This is a genomic window from Zoogloea dura (assembly GCF_012927165.1).
GTDB classification, from domain to species: domain Bacteria; phylum Pseudomonadota; class Gammaproteobacteria; order Burkholderiales; family Rhodocyclaceae; genus Zoogloea; species Zoogloea dura.
This window is the reverse complement of the sequence record NZ_JABBGA010000011.1, coordinates 1-17,476: the sequence shown is the minus strand read 5'-3', so window position 1 is coordinate 17,476 and position 17,476 is coordinate 1. Positions and strand designations below refer to the sequence as shown.

The window sequence follows — 17,476 nt, the reverse complement described above, 5'->3', positions numbered from 1 at the left end:
GCGTATCCAGCGGCCCGGCGCATTGCGTGTCCATGTATCCCATGAATCAACCTCCTCCCACTGCAACGACAACTTCCACCCGGTCGTCCGCCGCCAGGCGGATTTCACCGTAATGGCTCCTGGGCACGATCTGCCCGTTCACTTCCACTGCAATGCGCTTGCCGGTGAAACCCAGATCGTCGATCAGATCGGCGATCGCCCACGGGCCGGGCAATGCCCGCGGCTCGCCATTGAGGCGGATGGCCACGCCACTCATGATGAGATCTCCGCCGCCGCGGCCAGCTGGTCGGCACGGTAGGACGAGCGCACCAGCGGGCCGGCCGCCACCTCGCGGAAGCCCAGCGCCAGGGCGCGCACGCGCCAGCGGTCGAACTCCTCCGGCGGCACGTAGCGCTCCACCGGCAGGTGGGCCGCCGAGGGACGCAGGTACTGGCCGAGAGTCAGGATGTCACAGCGGTGGGCGCGCAGGTCCTGCAGGGTCTGCAGCACCTCGTCGTCGGTCTCGCCAAGGCCCAGCATCAGGCCGGACTTGGTCGGCACCGCCGGATTGCGGGCCTTGAAGGCGGCGATCAGGCGCAGGGAGCCGGCATAGTCGGCCCCCGGCCGCACCGCCCGGTAGAGGCGCGGCACGGTTTCGATGTTGTGGTTGAAGACGTCCGGCGGGGTCGCGGCGAGGGTCTCCAGGGCGAGCTGCTCGCGGCCCCGGAAATCGGGGGTGAGGACCTCGATCTGGACCGTCGGAGTCGCCGCGCGGATGGCCCCGATGCAGGCGGCGAAATGGGCAGAGCCGCCATCGCGCAGGTCGTCCCGGTCCACCGAGGTGACGACCACGTAGCGCAGCTTCATGGCCGCCACGGTGCGGGCCAGGCGGGCCGGCTCGTCCGCGTCCAGCGGCGCCGGGCGGCCGTGGGCCACGTCGCAATAGGGGCAGCGCCGGGTACAGATGCTGCCCATGATCATGAAGGTGGCGGTGCCGCGGGCAAAGCACTCGCCGATGTTGGGACAGTCCGCTTCTTCGCAGACGGTGTGCAGCTCCTGCTCGCGCAGCAATTGCTGGAGCGCCGCGACCTTGGCCGTGCCGGGGTCACGGGCACGCAGCCAGGGCGGCTTGGGCGGCGAGGCGCGCTGGCTGTCCACCCGGACAGGAATGCGCGCCAGCTTGGCCGAACCCCGCAGACTGACGGGCTCGGCGCGGGGGGTGGAAGCGTTGGACATGGTCTCTCCTGGGAGGGGGCACGAGATGAGGCACAGGATGGGGTGCGCGGGCCGCGGCGCCGGTCCGGAATCGTGGGCAGCGAGGGAGGAGGCTGTCCGGACAGCGCCGGGCCCGCGCAAACTGCGGGCCACCGGAGGAGGCAGAGGGCGTCGCGGCCCCTGCCCCCTCTGGGCCTCAGCCGACGAAGCGGGCGATCACCCGGTTCACATCGTTGGCGGCTTCCATCTGCACCATGTGACCACCCGTGCCGATGACTTCCACCTGGGCCTTGCCCGACAGGGCGTGGGCGTGGGCCACCGGAATGATGCGGTCCTGCTCGCCCCAGATCACCAGCACCGGCTTGCCCAGCCCGGCCACCTGGTCGGCCAGCACGCTGGTCTGGCGGCCATTCACGAAGAGCTTGCCGGAGAGGGTCCCCAACGCGCTGCCGACGCCTTCCAGGCGCTTGTACTTGAGCAGGTCGTCCACCAGCTGGCGGGTCACCAGGCTGCTGTCGGCAAACAGGTCGGCCAGGAAGGGCTTGAGGGCATTGCGGCTGGCGGCCGACACGAAGCCGTCGATGTAGCCGGAGTTGATCTCCTCGCCCAGGCCGGCGCTGCCGATCAGGCTCAGGGAGCGCACCCGCGCCGGATGCCGGGCTGCCACGGTGAGGGACACGGCCCCGCCCATGGAGTGACCGACCAGGTGGGCGGAATCGATGCCGACCGCGGCCATGAAATCGGCCACGGTGTCGGCCAGGGCCTCCAGGGTGCCCTCGCCCACGTCCTTGGACGACTCGCCGTGGCCAGGCAGATCGAGGGCATACACCTCCCGGTCGGCCGCCAGGGCTTCGTGGTTGAACAGCCAGTTGTTGAGGTCGCCGCCGAAACCGTGGATCAGCACCATCGGCTCGCCACCCTCGCCACGCTTCAGATAGCGCAGCTTGCGGCCCTTCACATCGATCTTCTGGGGCGTCGGTCCCTGGTCTTCCTCATCGCCGCTGGCGGGGGTGAAGTTGGACTGGAACTCGGTGACGAAGGCGTCGATATCCGCGTCGGCGACGCTGGCATCGGCGATCACGCCGAGCAGGCCGCCGACCGGCAGTACATCTTCTTCAGCCGCCAGCTGGCGGCGCAGCACCCCGGCAACAGCAGCCTCCACTGCGCCGGCGATCTTCTCACTTTCGACTTCAACAATTTCCTGGCCCGGCTCGATGGTGTCACCGACCTGCTTGAGCCAGCCGTTGACCTTTCCTTCCTGCATGGAAAGGCCCCACTTGGGCATGGTGACGGGGTGAATGGCAGACATCAGCGGTACTCCTTGAGGCTCTTGGCGGCCGCCACGATGTGGGCGGCGCTGGGGATGTAAAGCTCTTCCAGCGCATCGCTGAAAGGCACGGGAGAGTGGGGGCCGGTGATCTGGCGGATCGGCGCCCGGAGGCTGGAGAAGGCCCGCTCGGCGGCCAGGCCGGCGATGTCGGAAGCCATGCTGCAGCGGGGATGGGATTCATCCACCACGATCAGGCGGCCGGTCTTCTCGACGCTTTCGAGGATGGTGTCGGTGTCCAGCGGCGAGGTGGTGCGGGGGTCGATGATCTCGGCGTGGATACCCTGCTTCTGCAGCTCGGCAGCCGCCTCCTGGGCCTTCAGCACCATGCGGCCGATGGCCACGATGGTCACGTCATGGCCTTCGCGCACCACCGCGGCTTCGCCGAAGGGAATGGCGTAGCTTTCTTCCGGCACTTCGCCTTCCATGGTGTACAGCGCCTTGTGCTCCAGGAAGATCACCGGGTCGTTGTCGCGGATCGACTGGATCAGCAGGCCCTTGACGTCATAGGGGTTGGAGGGCACCACCACCTTCAGGCCCGGAATGTGGGTGAAGATGTTGTAGAGGCACTGGGAATGCTGGGCCGCGGCGCGGAAGCCGGCGCCGTACATGGCGCGGATCACCACCGGGGTCTCGGACTTGCCGCCGAACATGTAGCGGAACTTGGCCGCCTGGTTGAAGATCTGGTCGAAACAGACGCCCAGGAAGTCCACGAACATCAGCTCCGCCACCGGGCGCATGCCGCAGCAGGCCGCACCGATCGCGGCGCCGACATAGCCGGACTCGGAGATGGGCGTGTCGATGACCCGCCCCGGGTGCTTGTGGTACAGGCCGCGGGTCACGCCCAGCACGCCGCCCCAGGCATCCTGCTCGCCCGGCGAGCCGGCGCCGCCGGCCACGTCTTCGCCCATCACGATCACGTTCTGATCGCGGCTCATTTCCTGGTCCAGCGCCTCGTTGATGGCTTGCTGGTAGGTGATCTTTCGTGCCATTTTTTGTCTCCTGTTATCTCGTGATCGGGCGCGTTCAGTAGCTCACGTACACATCGGTGAGCAGATCGGCCTCGGAAGGCTTGGGATCGGACTTGGCCTTCACGACGGAGCCGTCGATCAGGGCCTTCACTTCGGCGTCGATGCTGTCCAGGTCGGCCTGGGTGAGCTGGCCGCCGGTGGTGACACGACGGGCGAACTGCAGCAGGCAGTCCTTGGTGTCGCGGATGTTCTGGACTTCGCCGGGGGCGCGGTAGGTTTGCTGGTCACCCTCGAAGTGGCCGTAGTAGCGGGACAGCTTGACCTCCACCAGGGACGGGCCCCCGCCTTTGCGGGCGCGCTCGATGGCGGCGCCGGCCGCTTCATACACCGCGAAGAAGTCGAAGCCATCCACGGTGATGCCGGGCATGCCGAAGGCGGAGGCGCGGTCGGCGATGTTGTCGCAGGCCACCGAGAACTTGGACGAGGTGGCTTCTGCATAGCCGTTGTTCTCGGCCAGGAAGATCACCGGCAGGTTCCACACCGAAGCCAGGTTCATGGCCTCGAAGATGGTGCCCTGGTTGGACGCGCCGTCGCCGAAGAAGCACACGCTGACGTGGGGCTGGCCGCGCAGCTTGGCCGCCAGGGCGGTGCCGCAGACCAGCGGGCCGCCGCCACCGACGATGCCGTTGGCGCCGAGCATGCCCACCGACAGGTCGGCGATGTGCATGGAGCCGCCCTTGCCCTTGCAGGTGCCGGTCTTGCGGCCCCAGATCTCGGCCATCATGCCGACCGGGTCCACACCCTTGGCGATGCAGTGGCCGTGGCCGCGGTGGGTACTGGCGATGTGGTCTTCGGCGGTAAGGTTCATGCACACGCCGGTGGCCGAGGCCTCCTCGCCGGCGTAAAGGTGCACGAAGCCCGGGATCTCGCCGGTGGCGAAGTCGGTGTGCAGGCGCTCTTCGAACTCGCGGATGGTGCGCATGGTGCGATAGGCCTTCAGCAGGTCTTCGCGGGTCAGTGCTTTGGTCACGGTCGTCTCCAGGTTGTTGGATTTCTGGGGGTACATCCGGAACGGGCGGAGCGCGCCCGTTCGTGGATTCGGCAAGGGGTGGCGAAGCGCTCGCCACCCGCTGATTCAGGGCGGCCCGAGAGGGGCCGCGGCGGGGTAACGCAGGGCACCGCGGCGGATCGCGGCGCCGAGGGTGGCCGGCACGTCGAGGCTGCGCGGGCCGTCCAGCTCGAGGGTCAGGGTCGCCATCTGGCGGCCGTCGAGCTCGATCTCGCGCTCGCCGTCCAGGGCCACGCTGCCGCGCAGGCTGCGCAGCGCCACCGGCTGGCCCGGCTGCAGCAGGCCGGATGCGGCGATAGGCACCGGCACCACCAGGCCCGGGGCGATGGGAGCCCAAACACCACCCCTCTCAGCACCCACCTCAGCGCCCGCCCCGCCGCAATGCACCCAGGCACCGTGCGGCTGGCGCCGGCCCACCGGGCTCACCCCGGCGACGATGCTGGACAGGCCGATCGCGTCCGGCTCGGCAAAGGCCGCATACACCTCGGCGATGCTCGCCGGGTCCCACACGGCGCGGGCCCCCACGTGTTCGAGGCGGGTCACGCAGACCTCCACCAGGGCCAGTTCCTCGCGCTCGCCCACCCTCAGGCGCAGCCGCTTGTTGCCGACCAGGCCCTCGGCCGGGCTCACCGCGCCGCTGGCAAACAGCCCGGCAGCCAGGCCGGTGAGGGTCGCCTCGCGCAGATCGGGGAAGGCGTTGTTGGTGCCGGACGAAAGGGTCGCCAGTGGCGTATCACCGCAGGCGCCGGCGACGATCCGGTGGGTACCGTCACCACCCAGCACGACAATCGCGGCGACGCCGGCGGCACGCATCCGCTCCACCGCCCGCACCGTGTCGAGCGCGCTGTCTGTCAGCGGCATCTCGAGGAACTCCACCTCGGGCCAGGCCGCCTCGCCCTGGCCGCGACGCCCCTCGATGGCCCGCAGCAGGCCGGCGGCGATCCCCACCAGGTCGGGCATCATCAGCACCCGCTGCACCCCGGTGGCGGCGAAGGCGCCGAGCAGGCGCTCGATCATGTTGACCTTCTCCACCGTCGGAAATACCAGTGCCCGGCTGGTCAGGCGGCGGATGTCGCGCCCCGACGCCGGATTAGCGATTATTCCCAGCGCGGCAGTGGAGGATGTGTGTTTCACAATTGTCCCGGATTGGATTGGCAATTGGGCTTCATTCAGCACTTGGCATGCCAGCTTTCATTCCGGGGCAATTGGATTGCAGCGCACAAAAACGAATTCCCCTTCAGGATCAATCCACTGCTTAATTCAATGAAAATAAGATTGCGCAGCACAGAACCCCGGACACCTACGCACTTCCGGCCCTGAGACAGTGAGAAAACGAGAAACTGAGACACCTGTCTCAGATTCGGGAGACAAACGTCAGCATTGATTTAATTGCCGTAGGGGAATACGCTTTGCTATCACCAAAGGTGGTTTCAACCAATACACTCCCGACCTATAAGGGGGAAATAGAATGATCCGGGGACATGGAGAGATTGCCCGCCACGTGGAACGCGTGGTCGAGGTGGTCGAGAAAGGCGTGAGCCTGCCAAGGCACACTGCCGCACAGGACCGGCTGGCCCGCTCCTGGAAGAGATCGCTCAGCAATTACCAGGTGGATCCATCCCTGGCGAGCACGCCGCAGGTGGTCACCGCCCAGGAGCTGCGCGAGCACCGGGACCGGCTGGACGCCTTCATGCGGATTGCCCGCGAGGGCCTCGACCGCCTGCATGAGCAATTGCTGCCCAGCAACTACTGCGTGCTGCTCACCGACGCGAGCGGCGTCACGGTGGATTTCCGCACCGTGCCCAGCCTCGACCGCGAGCTGCGCGGCGAGGGCTTCCGCAATGGCACGCGCTGGTCGGAGCGGGACGAGGGCACCTGTGGTGTCGGCACCAGCCTGGCCGACGGCCAGCCCATCCTGGTGCACCGGGGCGAGCACTTCCGCTCCCACAATATCGCCTTCACCTGCAGCTCGGCGCCGATCTTCGGCATCGACGACCGGCCGCTGGCGGTGCTCGACGCCTCGGCCCTGTATTCGCCCGAGAACCGCGACAGCCAGATGCTGGTGTTCCAGATGGTGGTGGAGAAGGCCCGCCTGATCGAGGACGCCTTCGCCTTCCACAGCCTGCGCGACTACTGGATCCTGCAGCTCGGCCGCACCCCCGAGCTGATGAACGTGCATACCGACTACCTGCTGGCCTTCGACGACGCGGGCCTCTTCGTCGGCGGCAACCGGCGCGCCCGCAAGGAGCTCCTGCAGCGTGGCAGCCGCAGCGCCAGCACCGTGTCCGACCTCTTCGAGTGTTCGGCCAACGATCTGCTGGCCGCCGCCCATGCCCGCCCGGGCCAGGCCATTCCGCTGCGCATCACCGACAGCGGCGAGCGCATCTTCGGCCTGCTGCGGGCCCCCGATGCGCGCCGCCGGGCGCCGGCCAACCTGGCCGGCGACACCCCCGACCTCAACGGCTGCAACGAAGCCCGCGGCTTCGGCCACCTGGCCACCGGCGACTCGCGGGTGCGCACCAATGTGCAGCGGGCCCTCAAGGTGGCCAACCGGGACATCCCGGTGATGCTGCTGGGCGAGACCGGCACCGGCAAGGAAGCCTTCGCCAAGGCCATCCACGACTGCAGCAGCCGCCACAAGCAGCCCTTCGTGGCCCTCAACTGCGCGGCCATCCCCGAGACCCTGATCGAGAGCGAACTCTTCGGCTACCGCGACGGCGCCTTCACCGGCGCGCGCAGCAAGGGCGCCCGCGGCAAGATCATCCAGTCCGACGGCGGCACCCTCTTCCTCGACGAGATCGGCGACATGCCGCTGCAGCTGCAGAGCCGCCTGCTGCGGGTGCTGGCCGAGGGCGAGGTGCTGCCCCTGGGCGCCGAGCAGCCCACCCCGGTGCAGCTGCACATCGTCTGCGCCACCCACCAGGATCTGCCCACCCTGGTCGAGGAAGGGCGCTTCCGCGAGGACTTGTACTACCGCCTCAACGGCGCGGTGTTCATGCTGCCGCCGCTGCGCGAGCGGGAGGACATCGGCACGGTGATCGACCGGGTGCTGGAGGAAGAGGCCATCGCCATGGGCCGCGACAGCCTGCGCCTGGCGCCGGAGACCCGCGACGCGCTGATCCGCCACGGCTGGCCGGGCAACATCCGCCAGCTGCGCCACGCCATGCGCTACGCCTGTGCGATCTGCGAGAGCACCCTGCTGCACGCCTCGCATTTCCCGCCGGACCTCTTCTTCGGCCCGCGCCTGATGTCGGGCCGGCCGGTGCGCGAGGAAGCGCTCCGCGGCCCCGTCCCCGCGCCTCAGCAAACCGAAGCACTGCCGCAGCTCAAGGAGAAGGATCTGCGCCTGCGCGAACTCATGCTCGAGACCCTGCGCCGCAACCAATGGCAGGTGACGGTCTCGGCCAAGGAACTGGGGCTCTCCCGGGCGACCTTCTACCGCAAGCTGACCCGCCTCAACATCGTTCCACCCAACCGCCGGGACTTCTGAAAAAAAACGGGCGATCCACCCGGATCGCCCGCAAAAACGCAGGAGGAAGGTCCCTGCGCCGGAGGGGGTCGGTCACTCAGGGTCTGGCTGCCCTGGAGCGACTCACCATTTGCCGAGGGATTTCAGGTAGGCAACGATTTCCCAGATTTCTTCAGAAGAGAACACCTCGCCCCACGGGGGCATCGGGGTTGCGCCCTTGCCGCCATCGCGGATGGTGTTGTAGACGTATTGGGGTTCCAGCCCATCGCGACCGATGAACAGCGCCGGCTCATGCCCATGGCAGAAGGCCGCGCAGGTGGACTGGAAGCGGTCACGGCCCGACACGATCCGCGCCTTGTTGCTCAGTTCGAAAGGCAGGGCAAGGCTGACGGCATCGGGCTGGCGGGCGGCAGCCGGCTCGTCAGCGGCCTTTTCGGGGAGGACGGCGTTGAAAGCCAGGGCAGGCGCCAGAAAGGTCGCGAGCAGGCAGGCCATCAGGCCCGTTTTGTTGATCATGTTTGTCTCCGTTATTTTTTGATCGTTGATCTGCGGGGGAACAAGGCTTGTGCCAGCAGGCCGCCCCGGGGTGAGGGCAGCCTGCCGGGTCAGCCGTCTCAGTTAACCTGGACAGCCACCAGCTCAGCCGGCAGCCCGGCTCCGCCGATCGGCACGATCACGTACTGCTTGCCCTTGGTCCGGTAGCTCATCAGGCTGCCAAAGGCCGCACCGGGCAGGCGCAGCTCCGACACCAGCGCACCCGTCTTCGCGTCGTGGGCATACAGGTAAGGCTCCTTCTCGTCGGCGGTCGCCTGGGTGATCAGGGCATTCCCGCGGGACGACAGGCCGAGCACGCTGTTGGTCCCTTCAGGTGCCAGGAACAGGATGTTGTCAGTGAGCGCCACGAAGCTCTCACGGGGCACGCCAACCCGATCCAGGTTCAGATCCTTGATCGCCGGGTGATCCACCGGGCCCTTCCCCGCCGGAATGCGCCACAGGTGCTTGCCCGTGTTCATGTCGATGGCGGTCACGGTGGAGAACGGCGGCTTGAACAGCGGCAGCCCTTGCGGTCCGCCCACGCCTGCCCAGGTGCCGGTGTATTCATAAACGCCCGTGTTTTCCTTCTTGATCTTGATCCCGAAGGGAATCGTGAAGGACGGCACGTAGAGCACATTGGTCCGCGGGTTGTGCGCCGCACCGACCCAGCTGCCACCGCCGAGCACGCCCGGCACCTGCAAGGTACCAGCCTTGTCCAGGGTCGGTGGGGTGTACAGGGGGCCGTAGTTGTAGCGGCTGAGGATCTTCTTGGCCTCATCCTTCAGTTTCGGCGTCAGGTCGAGGAGATCGTCCTCGGTCACCCCTTGCTGGACGAAGGGCGCGGGCAGCGTGGGGAAAGGCTGGGTCGGGGAAGACTTTTCACCCGGCACGGTGGACTGGGGTACCGGCCGCTCCTCGATGGGCCACACCGGCTTGCCGTTGCTGCGGTCGAAGGCGAAGACGAAGCCCTGCTTGGTCACCTGAACGGCAGCCTTGATCTTCTTGCCATTGACCGTCAGGTCCATCAGGTTCGGCGCGGTAGGCAGGTCGTAGTCCCACAGTCCGTGGTGCACGATCTGGTAATACCAGGCGATCTTGCCGCTGCGCGCGTTCAACGCCACCAGGGATTCGCCGAACAGGCCGTTGCCCTTGCGATGACCGCCGTAGAAATCGTTGGTGGGCGTGGAGAACGGCAGGTACACCAGCCCCAGTTCCTCGTCACAGCTGGGGCGCGCCCACATGTTGCCGGAGCCGGTGGTCTTCCAGGAGTCATTCTCCCAGGTCTCGTTGCCCGTTTCACCCGCCTGCGGCGGCTGCTGGAAGAGCCAGGCGCGCTTGCCGGTCTTGATGTCGAAGGCCTGGATGTCCCCCGGCGGATGGCTCTTCATGGGCTGACGGCCCACGGCAAAAGAGTCGAGGACGGCGATGCTGGGGATGATCTGGTTGCCGCACACGATCGGGGGCGAAGTGACCGCCACCAGCGACCGGTCGACGTGACGACGCAGGCCCTTGGTGAGATCCACCCGGCCGTTGTCGCCCCAGGACTTCACCGGCTTGCCGGTTTTCGCATCCAGAACGATCAGGTAACCATCGCCGGTCCCCAGGATCAGGCGCTTGTCGGCCCCCTCCTCCCAGTAGGTCAGGCCGCGGTTGATGAAGCCGAGATTCGGCGGGGTTCCGTCCTGGTAAGCCTTCGGATCGTAGGTCCACAGCGTCTTGCCCGTGGCGCCGTCAATGGCGGAGACAAGGCTCATCGGCGAGGTGGTGTACAGCACGCCATCCACCGCGATCGGGGTCGACTCGTTCACCCAGGTGCGCAGCTCCTGGTTGTCCGCAGCGATTGCGTTGTCGGGCATCGCCCAGCGCCAGGCGACTTTCATCGACTTGACGCTCTCCACGGTGACATCGGCGGCGGCGGCAAAGCGCGAGCCGCTCTTGTCGGCGTTGTATTCCCGCCAGTTGCCGACGGCATCGGCGGCACGGCTCGGCATGCTGGCACAGGCGCTCAGCACAAGGGCGGCAATCAGGGTCCGGCTGGTCTTCATGTTCGATACTCCTTGCTGGCTCGGGCGCACAGGCCCGGAACCGTGTTCAGAAAGTGAAGTTGATGCCTGCGTTGAGCAGCGTGGATTTGTTGCCGACGCTGGGGATGCCGGCGGCGACGATGCTGGTCTTGATGGTGGCGCCCGAGTCCGCATCCACGTAGGCGGCCTGCACGTAGATCGTGGTGTCCTTGCGCAGCGCGTAGTCGTTGCTGACCACGATGTTGCGGGTGTGGTCCTTGTCGTTGCGCGTGTCCTTGTTGTCGTAGTACGCCAGCGTCGCCGTGTGGTCGGCGTGCCACTTCCAGTCCACGCCCGTGCTGATCCCATTCACATTCGAGACGTTGGCCCCGCTGCTGGTCTCGTTACGCGCATTCAGGTAGTTCGCCTTGAACGTGAAGGGGCCATAGGGCACCGCAATGCCCAGCCCACCGTGGCGCACGTTGTCATTGGCCGTCGCCTCGTCCTTGATCACCTGATAGGACGCCGACAGGGTCACCGGGCCGGTGTAGGTCGCCCCCATCGCCCAGGCCGAGTTCTTCTGGGTGCTGCCCGCCTGGCCACCAGGCGCCCACAGAATCCCGAAATTCACCGGGCCCACCGTGTGCCGGTACTGGATCGCGTTGCTGAAGAAGATGCCGACGTCGTTGTTGGTGTTGCGGTCGGTGCCCGGCGCACCCGCCGTCGCCGCGTACTGGTTGTACGCCCACGCGTAAAGGTTCGAGAACTGCTCCTTGAAGGCCCGCGGTTCGGTGCCGATGTGCGCCAGCAGCGCCGGACCGTACTGGCGCCCGAAGGTCACGCTGCCCCAGTCGCCCCGCAGGCCCAGGTTTGCCTGACGCCGGAAGAACGGCGTGCCCGTCCCCTGCGCGTCCCCCGTGCCGTGCAGCTTGCCGTTGTTCGTGTCGTAATGGACTTCCAGGTTGAAGAAGCCTTCCAGGCCCCGCCCAAGATCCCGGTCGCCCTTGAAGCCCAGCACCGACTGGCGCAGCCCGCTGGTTTCCATCGAGGTCTTGCTCTTGCCGTCCGGGTCGGTGCGGCTCTGGTACAGCAGACCCGCGTCGATGATCCCGTAGATCGCCACATTGGTCTCCGCCAGCGCAGGGACCGACACGGCCGACAGCAGGGCCACTGCGCAGACTCCGCGGCGAAGCGCACTGCGCGGTATGGATGAGTGCTGAATCATTAATGTCTCCTCTTGTTTTTTCGTCCCGGTATCCCAAGCGGGAAGCCCGAAACGCCGCCGACCTGAAATAGCCAGCGGCAAGAGGCCCTCTGCAATTAGTTTGCCAGGGCCGTAATTCCCGTCATTGCATGGAGAAAACCACCCTGCAATACGAGAATAAGGAGACAGATGTATCGAACAGCCTGAGACTGCGGAGACAGACGTCTCCGAAAATGGAAGATGCGGGGCGGCAAATTGGATCCGGCGCCCCGTCCTGCAGTCCAGGCAAATTCGATGGATGAACTGGCTATCTAGTGCTTAGAAAAACCCTCCCCGTACGGTGTCGGTATCAACGCGCAGACATCAGGGCTGCTGCTTGCCCAGGTACATCAGGTAGGCCACCAGCTCCCAGATCTGCTCGTTGGTGAAGGCGCTCCCCCACGGCGGCATCACGTCGGCGCCCTGGCGGCCCTTGAAGATGGTCTCGTAGGCCATCTCGGGCGGCAGGTCGGTGCGCCCCTTGAAGTCGGGGGCGCGGCCGCCGACGCCCTCGAAGCCGTGGCAGTAGCCGGCACAGGTCTTGGCGAAGCGGCGCTTGCCGGCGTCGATGCGGGCCTGCTCACCGAGGTCGAAGGGAGCCAGCGGGCCGGCCGCGGGCTTGCCGGGCTGGGCGGCGGCGATCACCTTGACGTAGGCGGTGAGCTGCTCGATCTCGGCGTCCTGCAACACCGTGCCCCAGGGCGGCATGGCCTTGTCGCCGTGCTTGCCGTGGATGATGCGGTCGCGGATCTGCGCCTCGGCCAGGTCGGGCCGGGCCGACAATCTGGGGCCGTAGCTGCTGCCCGCGCCACCGGGGGCCACGCCGGCGCCGTCGGCACCATGGCAGCTCACACAGAGTTTTTCGAAGCGGTTCTTGCCGGCCGACACACGGGCCTTGCCCTCGTCGGCGGGCGGTGCCACGGCATGGGAGGCGGTGGCGGCGATCAGGGCCAGGATCAGGCTGGCCGGGCGGAGCATCTGCTGGAGTGTGCGCAAAGGGGTCATGTTTTTGTCTTGATCCAGTAGGAAAAAAGGGGTGCGGCGCGGGAAGGTGCGCCGCACCCCGGAACAGCACGACCCGCCGCGTCCGGCCTGGTCGTGCCGCGGAGCTGAACCGGCGGCTTACTCGAGGGTGAAGCCGATCAGGGCGGCGCCGCCCGGCAGATCCTTGATCTGCGGGAAGGCGCCGGCCAGGAAGCCCGGCGCGTGGGAGCCGAGGCCGGTGGGAATCACGATGTACTGCTTGCCCTTGACGGCGTAGCTGACCGGGCCGCCACGGGCGCCGGAGCCGGCGTTGAAGCGCCACAGTTCCTTGCCGTTGTCGGCGTCGTAGGCATACAGGCGGCCTTCCATGTCGCCGGTGAACACCAGCCCGCCGGCGGTGGTGAGCACGCTGGAGAGGGGCGGCAGCTCGTAGCGGATGCTCCACTTGACCTTGCCGGTCAGCGGGTCGCGGGCATCCAGGCGGCCATCGGGCTTCTTGCCGTTGGGCGGCGGCACCAGCTTGATCTCGTCGATGCCGAGGGACAGGGAGGAGATGGCGGTCAGGTTGGACGGATCATCCTTGCCCGACACCACTTCGTTACACACCTCCATGGCGTGGGAGTACCACAGGCCGGTGCCCGGGTTGTAGGCGCCGTGGTTCCAGCTGCGGGCGCCCAGCAGGTTGGGGCAGAGCAGCTCGCGCTTGCCCGGCTGGGGACGGCGCGGCTCGATCAGGGCGCCGGTCTTCGGGTCGATGCCCTTGGCCCAGTTCATGTTCTCGGCAAACTGCCAGACGTTCTCCAGGGCACCGTCCTTCTTGTCCATCACGAAGACGAAGCCGCTCTTGTTGAGGTGGACGATCACGTCCTTGCCGTCCTTCTTGACCAGCAGGGCCTCGTAGGCAGAGTCGAAGTCCCAGGTGTCGTGCGGGATCTCCTGGCGGTGCCACTTGAGCTTGCCGGTCTTCGGATCGATGGCCAGCAGGGTCGCGGTGTACTTGTTGTCACCCTCGCGGCCGGGGGTGTAGTAGTCGGGCGCGGCGTTGGAGGTGCCGATGTAGATGGTGTCGCTGCTCTCGTCGTAGGTGCCCGGCATCCAGGCGGAGCCGCCGCCCACCTTGCCGCTGTCGCCGGGCCAGCTGGCCGGGTCGTTCTTGATCACGTCGAAGGTCCACACCGGCTTGCCGGTGTCGGCATTCACCGCATAGATCTTGCCGGCGATGGGCTGGTCGCCGCCGGTGGTGCCGCCGAAGAGCACGTCGCCAGCGAGCTGGGGCGGTGCCGAGAAGAGCGCGCCGTACTGGGTCTTGGGGTCGGTCAGCTGGGTGGACCACAGCTCCTTGCCGGTCTTCTGGTCGAGGGCGATGAAGCGCCCGTCGAGGCTGCCGATGAAGACCTTGCCACGGCCCACCGTCACACCCCGGCTGGCCGCGGCGTAGAAGGCCTGCTTGGCGATCGGGTTGAGCTTGGCGGTGTAGTGCCAGATGGTCTTGCCGGTGGCGGCATCCACCGCCCAGGCGTTGTTGTCGGCGGAGATGTAGTACAGCACGCCGTCCAGCACGATGGGCGTGGCCTGCAGGCCGTGGGTGATGTTGCCCGGCTGGTGGATCCACGCCACCTTGAGCTTCTTCACGTTGGTCTTGTTGATCTGGGCCAGCGGGCTGTAGCGCCAGGCGTTGTAGCTGCGGTGGTACTGCGGCCAGTTGTCGGGGTCGGCATAACCGGGGCGGCTGTCGGCAGCCAGGACGGAACCGGCCAGCAGGCTGGCACCTACGGCGACAAGCAGGGGCTTCAGGGCGAATTTCATGTTGTTTCCTTTATTGTCGGACACACAAGCCCTACCGCGCGGCTGTCTCGAACACACGGAGGGCATGGAGAGGCCTGCGCTCAGAAAGTGAAATTGATACCGGCGTTGAGCAGCGTGGATTTGTTGCCCACGCTCGGGATGCCCGCGGCGACGATGCTGGTCTTGATGGTGGCGCCCGAATCCGCATCCACGTAGGCGGCCTGCACGTAGATCGTGGTGTCCTTGCGCAGCGCGTAGTCGTTGCTGATCACCACGTTGCGGGTGTGATCCTTGTCGTTGCGCTTGTCCTTGTTGTCGTAATAGGCAAGGGTCGCCGTGTTATCCGGATTCCACTTCCAGTCCACGCCGGTGCTGATGCCGTTCACGTTGGAAACATTGGCGCCGGTGCTGGTCTCGTTGCGGGCGTTGAGGTAATTGGCCTTGAAGGTGAAGGGGCCGAAGGGCACGGCAAAGCCGAGGCCACCGTGACGCACGTTGTCATTGGCCGTCGCCTCGTCCTTGATGACCTGGTAGGAGGCCGACAAGACCACCGGGCCGGTATAGGTGGCGCCCATCGCCCAGGCGGTATTCTTCTGGGTGCTGCCGGCCTGGCCGCCAGGCGCCCACAGGATGCCGAAGTTCACCGGGCCCACGGTATGCCGGTACTGGATGGCGTTGCTGAAGAAGATACCGACGTCGTTATTGGTGTTGCGGTCGGTGCCCGGCGCACCGGCAGTGGCGGCGTACTGGTTGTAGGCCCAGGCATACAGGTTGGAGAACTGCTCCTTGAAGGCGCGCGGCTCGGTGCCGAGGTGGGCCAGCAGGGCCGGGCCGTACTGGCGGCCGAAGGTCACGCTGCCCCAGTCGCCACGCAGGCCCAGATTGGCCTGGCGCCGGAAGAAGGGGGTGCCGGTGCCCTGGGCATCGCCAGTGCCATGGAACCTGCCGTTATTGGTGTCGTAATGGACTTCCAGGTTGAAGAAGCCTTCCAGGCCCCGCCCCAGATCCCGGTCACCCTTGAAACCCAGCACCGACTGGCGCAGGCCGCTGGTTTCCATGGAGGTCTTGCTCTTGCCGCTCGGGTCGGTGCGGCTCTGGTAAAGCAGGCCGGCGTCGATGATGCCGTAGATGGCCACATTGGTCTCGGCCAGGGCCGGTGCCGCCAGGGCGGACATGAGCAGGGCTGCACAGAGCGGCCGGAGCACCGGGGTGCGGCAATTGGATGCGTGCTGAATCATGAATGTCTCCTCTTGTTTTTTTCGTCCCGGTATCCCAACCCGGAAACCCGAAACTCCGCGGGCCTGAAATAACCTGCGGCAAGAGGCTCTCTGCAATTTCTTTGCCAGAGACAATTTCCCGTATTTTCCCGGGAATTATTCCCGGAATTGGAGAAAACAAGGAGACAGATGTCTCATATTTCCTGCGACGGCAGAGACAAACGTCTCCGGAATAGGGCGAGACGCCCGGGCATATTTCCGGGAAGCACCGTGCGCCCCCTGCTCTTCTGCGGGATTCCGCTTGGTCTGATACTTGCTGAATGAAACTGCAGCCAACCAACCGGGCTTTCGCCGGTTCGGCGCCCCTTCAAATAAGCACAAAGAGTCCGGACCCCAATCAAGGAGCCTTCATGAACGCCACCGACAAATTCCTCGCCGCCTCCGCCCATGTGGACGAAGCGGCCGTAGCGCCGCTGCCCAACTCCCGCAAGATCCACATCGAAGGCTCCCGCCCGGACCTCCGCGTGCCCATGCGTGAAGTCTCCCAGGCCGACACGCCCACCGGCTTCGGCGGCGAGAAGAACCCGCCGATCTTCGTCTACGACTGCTCCGGCCCCTACACCGACCCCGCCGCCCGCATCGACATCCGCTCCGGCCTGCCCGCCCTGCGCCAGCGCTGGATCGAGGAGCGCGGCGACACCGAGGTGCTGCCCGACCTGAGCAGCGAGTTCGGCCGCGCCCGCGCCGCCGACCCCAAGCTCATTGATCTGCGCTTCCCCGGCCTGCACCGCAAGCCCCGCCGCGCCCTGCCGGGCAAGAACGTCTCCCAGATGCACTACGCCCGCCAGGGGATCATCACCCCCGAGATGGAGTTCGTCGCCATCCGCGAGAACGTCAACCGCGCCGCCTACATCGAGAGCCTGCGCGCCACCGGGCCGATGGGCGAGAAGATGGCCGCCCTGCTCGGCCGCCAGCACAAGGGCCAGGACTTCGGTGCCTCCATCCCCGCCGAGATCACCCCCGAGTTCGTCCGCGCCGAAGTCGCCCGCGGCCGCGCCATCATCCCCAACAACATCAACCACCCGGAAAGTGAGCCGATGATCATCGGCCGCAACTTCCTGGTGAAGATCAACGCCAACATCGGCAACTCGGCCCTCGGCTCCTCGATCAACGAGGAGGTCGACAAGATGACCTGGGCCACCCGCTGGGGCGGCGACACGGTGATGGATCTGTCCACCGGCAAGAACATCCACGAGACCCGCGAGTGGATCATCCGCAACTCCCCGGTGCCGATCGGCACCGTGCCCATCTACCAGGCCCTCGAGAAGGTGGACGGCAAGGCCGAGGAGCTGACCTGGGAGATCTTCCGCGACACCCTCGTCGAGCAGGCCGAGCAGGGCGTCGACTACTTCACCATCCACGCCGGGGTGCTGCTGCGCTACATCCCGATGACCGCCAACCGGATGACCGGCATCGTCTCCCGCGGTGGCTCGATCATGGCCAAGTGGTGTCTGGCCCACCACAAGGAGAGCTTCCTCTACACGAATTTCGAGGAGATCTGCGAGATCATGAAGGCCTACGATGTGGCCTTCTCGCTGGGCGACGGCCTGCGTCCGGGCTCGATCTACGATGCCAACGATGCGGCCCAGCTGGGCGAGCTGGAAACCCTCGGCGAGCTCA

14 protein-coding genes are annotated in these 17,476 nt (G+C 66.5%); 2 read left to right on the top strand and 12 right to left on the bottom strand.

Going from position 1 to position 17,476, the window contains the following annotated elements; all coding sequences use genetic code 11:
- Nucleotides 1-46 precede the first annotated feature (46 nt).
- The 6 genes from thiS to HHL15_RS14190 form a co-directional block, all read right to left on the bottom strand.
- Nucleotides 47-256: a sulfur carrier protein ThiS gene (gene thiS / locus HHL15_RS14215; protein ID WP_169146446.1), complete on the bottom strand. Its 210-nt coding sequence runs from the start codon at nt 254-256 to the stop codon at nt 47-49.
- Entirely contained in the window at nt 253-1,215 is a 963-nt protein-coding gene (gene lipA, locus HHL15_RS14210; protein WP_169146445.1) for a lipoyl synthase, read from the bottom strand. The genes thiS and lipA overlap by 4 nt, the downstream gene beginning before the upstream one ends.
- A 175-nt stretch (nt 1,216-1,390) precedes the next feature.
- The gene (locus HHL15_RS14205) at nt 1,391-2,503 is read right to left on the bottom strand and encodes an acetoin dehydrogenase dihydrolipoyllysine-residue acetyltransferase subunit (protein ID WP_169146444.1); all 1,113 of its coding nucleotides are present in this window, start codon (nt 2,501-2,503) and stop codon (nt 1,391-1,393) included.
- A complete protein-coding gene (locus HHL15_RS14200) occupies nt 2,503-3,513 on the bottom strand; it encodes an alpha-ketoacid dehydrogenase subunit beta (protein WP_169146443.1) in 1,011 nt (336 codons plus the stop codon). The genes HHL15_RS14205 and HHL15_RS14200 overlap by 1 nt, the downstream gene beginning before the upstream one ends.
- Nucleotides 3,514-3,547: 34 nt before the next feature.
- The gene (locus tag HHL15_RS14195; protein WP_328825040.1) at nt 3,548-4,522 is read right to left on the bottom strand and encodes a thiamine pyrophosphate-dependent dehydrogenase E1 component subunit alpha; all 975 of its coding nucleotides are present in this window, start codon (nt 4,520-4,522) and stop codon (nt 3,548-3,550) included.
- A 105-nt stretch (nt 4,523-4,627) separates the two neighbouring features.
- On the bottom strand, nt 4,628-5,695 hold the full coding sequence (locus tag HHL15_RS14190) for an ATP-NAD kinase family protein (RefSeq protein ID WP_206198771.1): 1,068 nt from the start codon (nt 5,693-5,695) through the stop codon (nt 4,628-4,630).
- Nucleotides 5,696-6,029: 334 nt separating this feature from the next.
- Between HHL15_RS14190 and HHL15_RS14185 the strand changes: the two genes are divergently transcribed.
- Nucleotides 6,030-8,051, top strand: a complete 2,022-nt coding sequence (locus tag HHL15_RS14185) for a sigma-54-dependent Fis family transcriptional regulator (protein ID WP_206198770.1) — start codon at nt 6,030-6,032, stop codon at nt 8,049-8,051.
- A gap of 102 nt (nt 8,052-8,153) precedes the next feature.
- Here HHL15_RS14185 and HHL15_RS14180 read toward each other — a convergent pair whose 3' ends face one another.
- From HHL15_RS14180 to HHL15_RS14155, 6 genes are all read right to left on the bottom strand, one after another.
- On the bottom strand, nt 8,154-8,546 hold the full coding sequence (locus HHL15_RS14180; protein ID WP_169146441.1) for a c-type cytochrome: 393 nt from the start codon (nt 8,544-8,546) through the stop codon (nt 8,154-8,156).
- A gap of 98 nt (nt 8,547-8,644) precedes the next feature.
- Nucleotides 8,645-10,609, bottom strand: a complete 1,965-nt coding sequence (locus HHL15_RS14175) for a pyrroloquinoline quinone-dependent dehydrogenase (protein WP_169146440.1) — start codon at nt 10,607-10,609, stop codon at nt 8,645-8,647.
- A gap of 46 nt (nt 10,610-10,655) precedes the next feature.
- Nucleotides 10,656-11,792: a porin gene (locus HHL15_RS14170; protein ID WP_169146439.1), complete on the bottom strand. Its 1,137-nt coding sequence runs from the start codon at nt 11,790-11,792 to the stop codon at nt 10,656-10,658.
- A 342-nt stretch (nt 11,793-12,134) separates the two neighbouring features.
- Nucleotides 12,135-12,815 carry a c-type cytochrome gene (locus HHL15_RS26545; RefSeq protein ID WP_235943401.1) on the bottom strand — a complete coding sequence of 227 codons (681 nt, stop codon included), beginning with the start codon at nt 12,813-12,815 and terminating at the stop codon, nt 12,135-12,137.
- 117 nt (nt 12,816-12,932) lie between these two features.
- Nucleotides 12,933-14,600, bottom strand: a complete 1,668-nt coding sequence (locus tag HHL15_RS14160) for a pyrroloquinoline quinone-dependent dehydrogenase (RefSeq protein ID WP_169146438.1) — start codon at nt 14,598-14,600, stop codon at nt 12,933-12,935.
- Nucleotides 14,601-14,680: 80 nt separating this feature from the next.
- Entirely contained in the window at nt 14,681-15,817 is a 1,137-nt protein-coding gene (locus HHL15_RS14155) for a porin (protein ID WP_206198769.1), read from the bottom strand.
- A 389-nt stretch (nt 15,818-16,206) separates the two neighbouring features.
- On the opposite strand from HHL15_RS14155, the gene thiC reads away from it, so the two are divergent.
- A partial coding sequence (gene thiC, locus HHL15_RS14150) for a phosphomethylpyrimidine synthase ThiC (RefSeq protein ID WP_169146437.1) occupies nt 16,207-17,476 on the top strand: 1,270 nt, incomplete at its 3' end.